This is a genomic window from Arcicella gelida (genome assembly GCF_034931025.1).
GTDB lineage: Bacteria > Bacteroidota > Bacteroidia > Cytophagales > Spirosomataceae > Arcicella > Arcicella gelida.
The window spans coordinates 21852-32568 of record NZ_JAYGIL010000045.1 but is presented as its reverse complement, the minus strand read 5'-3'; the positions used below and the strand labels follow the sequence as shown (position 1 = coordinate 32568).

Below are 10717 nucleotides of genomic sequence, written 5' to 3'. Positions count from 1 at the left end.
GTTTAAATGACTCATTGACAATTTTTTCGCTTTTTAATCTTCTTTGTCCCATTACTTTAAAGTTTATAACTAATTTCGATAACTTAACCGAAACTGTCAACTTATTTTAGGACAAGACACACAGCTGTGCATTTTGCAGTCTCAGACTGCTTTTTTTTTACCACGAAGTTGGAAACTTCGAGGAGCTGGGGATTTATTGTCTTTAATAAAAATTCCCTCCCTAATCCCCAATTTCAAATGACAACTCCTTTGCATTTCCGAGTATTCTCTTCTCAGACTCCATGCTACTCACACTATGGAATTATACACACTCCAATGATAAAGCAACTCTTTCTCTCCACCACTTTATAAAATGATATCCCTTTTTGCCAAGCATAAGGATAATTGGTGTGTTGCTTACGCACGATTTGTTGGTGAAAAAACACCAACAAAGGCGAAAAAAATCGTTTTTTGTGGGTCGCTACGCCGAGCGAGGGGGAAACAATACTACGCCAAGCGAGGGGAACTATGTTTTAAATATCAGAACTTAACAATCCTGCTCATTTGATAGCTTTTTTATATATTAAATTTGTTGGTTTTTTAGAAATATCTACTAAAAATCCGTCTAGAAAATTAGGGTTAAACCAGTCATCCCACGGCAATAGAGCATAGAATGAATTTAAAAAATCTTCTAATAATGCTGCATCATAATGTTCTGCACCTATCCAATTTTTGCGTTTAAACTCTTCATTGCGAAAGTCTTTTTTGGGCACTTCAATGCGTTTATTTCCCATCAACTGCCAAACATCATAATCCAACTGTTCACGACTAGAAGCCACCAGTGAGATAAGATTTGACATTGAACAAGATTGCCCAATATTAAATTCTTCTAAACTATTTACAACTTCATCAAATAGTGCAACTCGCACAACATTAGGCATTTGCAAATCTAATATTTGACCTGTTCCGTACTTCCCATTTTTCAATGGGACTAAAAACACATCGCCAAAATTCCACTCTTTCTTTTTCTTTTTTGCCATTTTTTTAATTTGGTTTATCTACTTTACCACCTGCTGCTCTGTAACGTTCTTCATTCATTTGATAACGTTTATTTTCAAGCGTACCATTAGGATTTGATTTATTATTTGCTCCCCCTCTTGCTCTTATTGCTGATTCTTCTGCTACATCTAACTTAGTCCCAGGTTTTGCATTGTCTATAACTTTGTATTTATGTGTCACTCCTAATTTAGTGTCATGGGCGGCTTGTCGAGCCTCAAAATGAGCAGCACTTTTTGCTCGTCCTACATATTCTGCTCCAGTTTTTGGGTTAGTTCTCAAATAAACAATACCTTCGGCTTTATTTAAAACCTTATCTAATACCTTACCACCCCTGCTAGCACAAGTGTTAAGCAAAGCGTTACTTGTGCTAAACTTTTATTCAGTTGGAAACTGAATAAAAAATGTCCAAGACACAGTCTTGAACGAGATGAAGAGCGATTTATACCACACGATTATTCTTTTTATATTCACTCGGTGTTTGTTGAGTTACCTGTTTGAAACTTCTTGAAAAATAAGATAAACTTTCAAAACCTGTTTTGCTGGCGATTTCCAGAAGTGGTAAATCAGATGTAATCATCAATAATTGCGCTCTTTCAATACGCTTGAATTGTATGTAACTCAGCGGTCTTTCTCCAGTATTTTCATGGAAAATTCTTGAAAAATAATCTGGGCTCAAATTTGCACGGTCAGCTAAATGTTCAACCGTTAAATTTTCTTCAAGATGAGTCTGAATGTAATTAATAGTTTCTAAAATTTTGGATGGAATAACTGTTTTCTCTTCAGTATCAAAATACTCTTTCGCCAAAAATCGGGAGAGTAATTGCATAATAATTCCTTGTGTTTCCATCAATGCAGAAGCATCTAAAGTATCATTTTGCTGTTTAAATTCTTGAAGAATTGGATACTTCTCATAGACTTTTGGGTCGTTAGATTGTGTCAAGCCTCTTCCTTTATTCAGGTTCAAAAGTCTTTTGAAATGTGTAAAATCTTGGGCTTCAGCAGGTACTTTGAAGAGCTTTCGATGATTCGAAAATAGGGCATTTCCATCAATAGATTCTTCAAAAAATTGTATGTAATATTGGCTCAACGCATGATTACACTGATAATTGCAAATGGTAAAACTTGGGACTAAATACAAAAAATTGGGTGCTAAAGTTTGACTTTCTTGTGCATTAAAAAGTAAACCTTCGCCTTCATCTATCAAATACATTCTATAAAATGGACTAATTACATGTTTGAAATTCCAAGTTTTGTTCAACTTTACGTAATCAGCATTTAAGAGTGAAAATGTATTTTTTAATGATTTCCTGAGCATTTTGTTTATTTTATCAACTTAAATTCTTTTTGTAAAAATATTCATAAAAGTCGGATTTGTGAAAACATTTGTCAGTTTTGTATAATATTAATAATATATTGTATTATAGATTTGTAAGATTGTTTGCTCAATTTTATGATAATGAACCGACTATTATTGATATTAATTTTCTTGGCAAGTTTTACTTTGCTTTCCTGTTCGCCGAAATTACCCGAAGAGGTTGAAATCGCCATGAAAGAAATTCCTGAGGAATTGGACTATAATATTCATGTAAAACCCATTCTTTCAGATAAGTGTTTTGCTTGTCATGGGCCTGATAAGGCTAAACAAAAAGCAGGGTTAAGATTAGATTTAGCCGAATTTGCGTATAGAGATTTACCAGAAAACCCAAATAACGTAGCCATCAATCCCGGCAATTTGGCTGATAGTGAATTCTTTCATCGAATCATTTCCGACGACCCAAATTATGTAATGCCTACTCCTGAATCGCATTTAAGTTTAAGTGCCAAAGAAAAGGCAATTTTAATTCAATGGATTAAAAATGGTGCTGAATATAAACCACATTGGGCTTTTGTGAAGCCCGAAATGCCTGATGTTCCTGAAGTAGCAAATGAAGAATTGATCAATAATCCGATTGATAATTTTATTCAGGAGAAATTGAGTCAAGAAAAATTAGTCCCTTCAAAAGAAGCTCCCAAAGAAATTTTATTGCGTCGTTTATCGCTTGATTTAACAGGATTACCGCCAACAGTTCAAGAAATAGACGCTTTTTTAAAAGATAATACTCCAAATGCTTACGAAAAACAGGTAAACAGATTACTGAATTCACCGCATTATGGTGAAAAAATGGCTGTAGATTGGCTAGATTTAGCTCGTTTTGCAGATTCACACGGTTATACGGTAGATAGATTGCGAGATATGTCGCCTTACCGTGATTTTGTCATTAATGCTTTCAATAAAAATTTGCCTTACGACAAATTTGTTCATTGGCAATTGGCTGGCGATTTGATGCCAAAACCAACCAAAGAAATGATGATTGCCACGGCATTTAACCGAAATCATCAGCAAAATATGGAAGGTGGAATTGTGGAAGAAGAATTTCAAACCGAGTATGTAATTGATAGAACCAATACCTTTGGCGATGCTTTTTTAGGACTTTCGGTAGGCTGTGCCAAATGCCATGACCATAAGTATGACCCCATTTCACAGAAAAATTATTATCAATTATTCAGCTTTTTTAACAATGTAAAAGAAGCTGGACAAATCTCTTGGGATGATGCTTTGCCTACACCAACAATGATGTTGCCAAGCAAGCAACAGGAACAAATACTTCATTTTATCAATACCAAAATTGCCCAACAAGAAAAAGTAATTGCTCAAACAGTTACTCAAGAAAATCCTAATTTTCAGCAATGGCTCGCCAATAAAAGCTATCAAAATCTTGCGAAAGAAAGTCTTCCAAAGGCTGGTTTACAGGCATTTTTTACTTTTGACGATGGTTCTTTGAAAAATTCAGCGAACCCAAAACAAGTAGGTGTGATGAAAAGAGAATCGGGGCAATTGGGCGATAAACCTGTTTTTGAAAACACTGCGAGCAGAAAATCAATGCTGATGAATGGCGATGTTTTTTTGGATTTAAACCAAGTAGGTGTTTTCAGAAAATCTCAAGCATTTTCAGTTGGTATTTGGGTAAATATTCCTAAAGATTTGAAAGAAGGAGTAATTCTACACAAAAGTCAAGCAGAGCGATTGTATAATTTCAGAGGCTACCATTTGTACTTGAAAAACAATCGTTTAGAAATAAACATGGCACACACTGCTCCATCAAACGCCATTACAAAAATTTCAAAACAGCCAGTTATTCGTAATCAATGGATTCAATTGACGATTACTTATGATGGTTCGTCTAAAGCAAATGGCTTTAGGTTGTATCAAAACGGTGAAGAAATGGCAATGGAAACCACGACAGACCAATTGACCAAAGATATTTTGTTTGGTTTTGACGTACAACCGGGTTTGCAAATTGGTGCTTGGTGGCGTGGTTTAGGTTTCAAAAATGGAAAAGTGGATGATATTTCTGTCTATAATCGAGTGCTGAGTCCTTATGAATTAAAAATATTGGCTCGAAAAGCTAATTGGTCGAGTTTAGCCAATAAAAATAGCAATCAGCTTTCGGTACAAGAAGTAGCAGCTTTGAAGCAATATTACTTATCAGCTGTTTCGCCAGCTTTACAGAATTCAAGAAAAGTATTAACACAATTGCGGACTACTTTGGCAGATTCAACCGAAAAAATTGAAGAGTTAATGGTGATGCAAGAAATGCCAAAACCTAAAAAAGCACATATTTTACTTCGTGGAAATTATGATGCTTTTGGCGAAGAAGTATTTCCGAATACACCAGAATCTATTTTAAGTTATCCAGAAAATTTACCTAAAAATCGTTTTGGCTTAGCTCAGTGGCTTACTCATGAAGACCATCCGCTGACGGCTAGAGTAGCAGTCAATCGTTTTTGGCAAAATTTCTTTGGTGTTGGTTTAGTAAAAACAACGGAAGATTTTGGAAATCAAGGAGAAATGCCAACGCATCCAAAATTGTTAGATTGGCTGGCGATTACTTTCAGAGAATCGGGTTGGGATGTTAAAAAGCTCAATAAATTAATCGTAATGTCGGCTACTTATAGACAAGATTCTCGTGCGACGAAAGAAGCCAGAGAAAAAGACCCTGAAAATCGTTTATTGGCACATGGACCAGTCAACAGAATGACGGCAGAAATGATTCGTGATAATGCACTCATGGCAAGCGGATTGCTGAATCCTACGATTGGTGGGAAAAGTGTAAAACCTTACCAACCAGAAGGACTTTGGGAAATTAATAACACTACTTATAAGCCAGATTCTGGGAAATCGGTCTATCGTAGAAGTTTATACGTTGTTGTAAAAAGAGCCGTTCCGAATCCTACTTTAGCAACTTTTGATGCAACTTCAAGAAGTTTCTGTGTAGTGAGGCGACAAAAAACAAATACACCATTGCAAGCTTTAGTAACCTTAAACGATCCAACTTTTGTGGAAGCAAGTAAAGTAATGGGCGAGCAAATGGCAAGAATTCCAGATGTAAAAAAAGCAATTATAGATACTTATAGAAAGCTAACGGGAAGAATACCACAAAATAAAGAAGTAACATTATTGGTACAACTTCAACAAATATCGTTAGCAAAATTTCTAAAATATCCACAAAAAGCAAAAGGCATTTTAAGAGCTGGGCAATATCAAGTAGATAAAAAAATGGATACTTCTTTGATTGCAGCCAATGCTGTGGTGGCGAATACAATTTTAAATTCTGATGCTACTTTAACCAAAAGATAGAAAATGGCACATCATCATGACGAAGAATTTAGGCTTCACACGCCCGAATTCAACCATTTGCATAATAAATTAGACAGAAGAAATTTCCTGACTAAAACCTCTTTGGGTTTAGGTTCTTTGGCAGTTGGCTCATTGCTGACTGGTGTATCGGGCTTTTTCGATGCACCTAAAAAGATTGTTCAAGAAAGTACTCCTAATCTCGAAGAAGAAATTCTAAAAGCTTTGCCTCACATTGCCCCAAAAGCCAAAAGGGTGGTTTATTTGTTTATGAGTGGTGGACCTTCGCAGTTTGAAACTTTTGATTACAAGCCTAAACTTATCAGTTTAGCAGGACAAAATTTACCAGATTCTGTTAGAAAAGGACAAAGATTGACAGGTATGAGTGCCAATCAAAGTGCTTTGCCGATGGTACCTTCTGCTTTTAAATTCAATCAACACGGGCAAAACCAAACTTGGATTAGTGAATTGTTACCGCATACTGCCGAAGTAGTAGATGAATTGTGTATCATAAAATCTATTCATTCAGAAGCCATTAATCATGACCCTGCCATTACTTTTTTTCAGACAGGAAATCAACTTCCTGGGCGACCGTCAATCGGTTCTTGGGTGAGTTATGGTTTGGGTTCTGATAATCAGAATTTACCAACTTTTATCGTTTTAGTTTCAAAAAATGGACAAAAAGACCAGCCTCTTTATGCACGTTTGTGGGGAAATGGCTTTTTGCCTTCCAAGCATCAAGGTGTTCAGTTTAGGTCGGGCAAAGATCCTGTTTTGTTTTTAAATGACCCCGAAGGTTATGACGGGAAAGACCGTAAAGAAATGTTGGATTATTTATCGAAACTCAATAAACTACAAAATGATACTTATGCTGATCCAGAAGTAGAAGCCAGAATTGCACAGTACGAAATGGCATATCGTATGCAAACTTCTGTGCCAGAAGTAATGAGTACAGCCGATGAACCAGACGAAGTATTTGATTTGTATGGAGCCGATAGTCGTGATGCGGGAACGTATGCGGCGAATTGCCTTTTAGCAAGAAAGTTATTGGAGAAAGATGTAAAATTTGTACAATTATATCATCAAGGTTGGGACCAACACGGCGGACTTCCACAAGGAATTGCCCAACAGTGTAAAAGCACCGACCAAGCCACAGCAGCACTTATCAAAGATTTGAAAAGAAGAGGAATGCTAGAAGATACTTTGGTGATTTGGGGCGGTGAATTTGGCAGAACGGTTTATTCGCAAGGAAAACTTAGTGCGAATGATTATGGTCGTGACCATCACCCAAGATGCTTTACCATGTGGATGGCTGGTGCTGGCGTAAAAGCTGGGCTGAGTTACGGTGAAACGGATGATTTTAGCTATAATATTGTAAAAGATCCCGTTCATGTGCATGATTTTCAAGCTACTTTAATGCACTTGATGGGCGTTGACCACGAACGTCTGACCTATAAATTCCAAGGAAGAAGATTCCGTTTGACCGATGTGCATGGCAAAGTGGTGAAGGATATTTTAGCTTAATTTCAATAAATCAAAACCTAACAACTATGACAACTAGAAGAAATTTTATTAAAAATACAACGCTCGCTACGGCTACTACTTTATCGAGTTCAAGCTTTGGCTTTTCTATCTTGCATCAAGGTAAAAAAGCTGAAGAATTAATCATTGGTCACGGAGATTTTAAATATAAAGTAGATAAAAATTGGGCAAAAATCAGTGCGAATTCAAATCCAATTTTCAATTGCCATGAAATGGTGCAAGACAGTAAAGGACGGTTGATTATGTTGGGCGATAATGTCAGAAACAATATTTTAATTTTTGATAAATCGGGGAAACTGCTTGATTTTTGGGGAACAGCTTTTCCAGGTGGTCATGGTTTGACATTGACAAAGGAAGGTGGAGAAGATTTTTTATTGATTGTAGATTGCGGTTGGTATCAAGATAAAACTGGGAAATGGAATCCTCAAGCGGGACAAGTATTAAAAACTGATTTGAATGGAAGAGTAATTTTTACAATCGGTCACCCACGCACCATTGGTATTTATAAAGATAATGAGCCATTTATGCCAACCGAAACAGCCGTTGCACCCAACGGAGATATTTATGTGGCTGATGGTTATGGCTCTGATTACATCATTCAATACAATAGTAAAGGGCAATATATTCGCCATTTTGGCGGACAGCATAATGCCAACAAAGAGCACAATTTGTACAATGCTCACGGCGTAGCGATTGATTTGCGAGATAAAAACAATCCAGTATTGATTTGTACTTCTCGTGATGAAAATTGCTTTAAATTCTTCACTTTAGATGGAAAGTTTATCAAAAGAGTAGATTTGCCAGGAATGTACGTTTGTCGCCCCGTACTTGATGCTGAAAATATTTATGCTGGAGTATGTTGGTCGAAAGATGCGAACGGACAAAAATTAGGAGGCGATTCTGGTTTTGTAACCATTTTGGATAAAAATAATAAAGTAGTTTCTAGTCCGGGAGGAACGGCGCCGACTTATAAAAATGGAATTTTGCAAACTACTTTACAAGCGACAAATCCTATTTTTCAACACGGACATGATGTTTGTGTGGATGAAGACAAGAATCTTTATATCTGCCAATGGAATGCCAATCACACAGCACCTGTGAAATTAACAAGAGTATAAAATCGTAGCATTTTAAAATGAGAAAATATATTCTTTCAATCGTTTTTACAGGTTTGTTTTTGAGCCTAAAAGCACAAAATAAATCAATAAGTGATTACAATGTCGTTTGGAATAGCCAGAGTAAAAACTCGTCTGAATCAATGCCTTGTGGCGGTGGTGATATTGGGTTGAACGTTTGGGTTGAAAACGGCGATGTACTTTTCTACCTTTCCCGAAGCGGTACTTTTGATGAAAATAATGCTTTTCTCAAGCTTGGTCGTGTTCGTCTTCAATTATCTTCCAATCCTTTTAACACTTCTGATTTTAAACAAGAATTACATTTAGAAGAAGGTTTTGTAAGTATTTCGGCAGGGAAAACGAAATTGAAAATTTGGGTAGATGTTTTTCGTCCAGTTGTTCATCTTGATTTACAAAGTGATAAAGCCATTACGCTAAAAACTTCCTTCGAATCTTGGCGAAAAGAAGACCATCTTATCACGGATGCAAAAGAATTAAGAGCTAATTCTTACAAAGTAAAACAGAAATTTGAAGTAAAAACTTTTAAAGATAATATTGATTTTCAGGGAAATAACATTCTCTTTTACCACAGGAATCGAAGTGATGTAGAAAACGTTTTTGATTATACCGTAAAAATGGAAGGCATGAATTCTGTGAAAGATCAGCTTTATAATCCCATCAAAAACAATACTTTTGGCGGAATCATCACAGGAAAAAACCTAAAAGTTGCAGGTAATTCTTTCGGAAAATATGTAGATACTGATTTTAAAGCTTGGTCGCTCGAAAGTATTAAAGCCAGTCGTTCACAACAAATTGATATTGCTTTGCACGTTGGGCAAACCGAAACTTTTGAAGAATGGCAAAAAGGATTAAACAATATTGTAACCGAAGCAGAAAATCATAAAAAAGAAGCTTTTCAGCAAACCGCTACTTGGTGGAAAAATTTCTGGAATAGAAGCTATATCTACATAGAAGGGAAAGACAGTAAGATTTCACGTAATTATCAACTTTTCCGTTATCAGTTGGCTTGCAATGCCTACGGAAAATGGCCTACTAAATTCAATGGTGGATTATTTACTTTTGATCCTGTCCATGTCGATAAAATTTATCCTTTTTCGGTAGATTTCAGACTTTGGGGTGGCGGAACGATGACGGCACAAAACCAGCGTTTGGTTTATTTTCCGATGTTTAAAAATGGAGATTTTGATATGCTAAAACCTCAATTTGATTTTTACTTACGTTCGCTGAAAAATGCAGAATTAAGAAGTAAAGTCTATTGGAATCATGCAGGAGCTTGTTTTACTGAACAAATTGAAAATTTTGGTTTGCCGAATATTTTTGAATATGGTTTAAAGCGACCAGAAGGCTACGACGCAGGAATGGAGTATAACGCTTGGTTGGAATATCAATGGGAAACCGTTTTTGAATTCTGTTTGATGATGCTAGAAACTGAGCGATATGAAGGCAGAGATATTTCGGAATATATGCCTTTTATAGAAAGTTGCCTCACTTTTTATGATGAACATTATCAGCAATTAGCCAAAAAACGTGGTTCAAAAACCTTTGATGAACAAGGGCAATACATTTTTTACCCAAGTTCTGCGGCAGAAAGTTATAAGATGACTTATAATTCTACGACAGTGATTTCAGCATTAAAAGTAATATTATCAAGAGTAATCGAACTTCCTGAAAAATACCTTGACAGTACTCGTAAAGAAAAATGGACGGTGATGTTAAAACGTATTCCGCCGATTCCTTTGCAGGAAATAGATGGAAATAAAACGCTAGCACCAGCGCAAACTTGGGCAAGAATCCAGAATTCGGAAGCACCACAATTGTATCCTGTGTATCCTTGGGGACTTTATGGACTTGGGAAACCGAATCTTGAAACGGCTATCAATACTTATCGTTTAGACCCACACGTGCAGAAATATCGAACCCATATCGGTTGGCGACAACACAGTATTTTTACCGCACGTTTAGGCTTGAAAGAAGAAGCTCAAGAGCTTACCAGAGAAAAATTCAAAGATGCTAATCATCGTTTTCCTACTTTTTGGGGGCCAGCTTTCGATTGGACACCCGACCATAATTGGGGCGGTTCGGCAATGATTGGCTTGCAAGAAATGTTGATGCAAGTAGATGGTAAAAAAGTCTATTTATTGCCTGCTTGGCCAAAAGATTGGAACGCTCAATTCAAATTACATGCACCTTACAACACAACGATTGAAGGTATCGTGAAAAATGGAAAGATAGAAAAACTAACGGTTTTGCCAGTTTCTAGGGAAAGTGATGTGGTGCTGATGGAGTAGTAACATGAGTCATCCCGAATTTTCTCTTGAAAATGCAA

Annotated in this window: 7 protein-coding genes; 4 read left to right on the top strand and 3 right to left on the bottom strand. The window is 36.4% G+C overall.

Features of this window, described 5'->3' with window-relative positions:
* Nucleotides 1–539: 539 nt before the first annotated feature.
* The 3 genes from VB776_RS23100 to VB776_RS23090 form a co-directional block, all read right to left on the bottom strand.
* Nucleotides 540–1019: a hypothetical protein gene (locus tag VB776_RS23100; RefSeq protein ID WP_323699232.1), complete on the bottom strand. Its 480-nt coding sequence runs from the start codon at nt 1017–1019 to the stop codon at nt 540–542.
* 4 nt (nt 1020–1023) lie between these two features.
* On the bottom strand, nt 1024–1317 hold the full coding sequence (locus tag VB776_RS23095; RefSeq protein WP_323699231.1) for a hypothetical protein: 294 nt from the start codon (nt 1315–1317) through the stop codon (nt 1024–1026).
* Nucleotides 1318–1477: 160 nt separating this feature from the next.
* A complete protein-coding gene (locus VB776_RS23090) occupies nt 1478–2353 on the bottom strand; it encodes an AraC family transcriptional regulator (RefSeq protein ID WP_323699230.1) in 876 nt (291 codons plus the stop codon).
* Between the two features lie 141 nt (nt 2354–2494).
* Between VB776_RS23090 and VB776_RS23085 the strand changes: the two genes are divergently transcribed.
* From VB776_RS23085 to VB776_RS23070, 4 genes are read left to right on the top strand one after another with little or no spacing between them, the layout of a single operon-like run.
* Nucleotides 2495–5716, top strand: coding sequence for a DUF1553 domain-containing protein (locus tag VB776_RS23085; RefSeq protein WP_323699229.1), 3222 nt, complete (start codon nt 2495–2497; stop codon nt 5714–5716).
* A 3-nt stretch (nt 5717–5719) separates the two neighbouring features.
* Nucleotides 5720–7237: a DUF1501 domain-containing protein gene (locus VB776_RS23080; RefSeq protein WP_323699228.1), complete on the top strand. Its 1518-nt coding sequence runs from the start codon at nt 5720–5722 to the stop codon at nt 7235–7237.
* A 26-nt stretch (nt 7238–7263) separates the two neighbouring features.
* Nucleotides 7264–8373: an NHL repeat-containing protein gene (locus VB776_RS23075; protein WP_323699227.1), complete on the top strand. Its 1110-nt coding sequence runs from the start codon at nt 7264–7266 to the stop codon at nt 8371–8373.
* Nucleotides 8374–8390: 17 nt separating this feature from the next.
* Nucleotides 8391–10679 carry a DUF5703 domain-containing protein gene (locus VB776_RS23070; protein WP_323699226.1) on the top strand — a complete coding sequence of 763 codons (2289 nt, stop codon included), beginning with the start codon at nt 8391–8393 and terminating at the stop codon, nt 10677–10679.
* Nucleotides 10680–10717 lie beyond the last annotated feature (38 nt).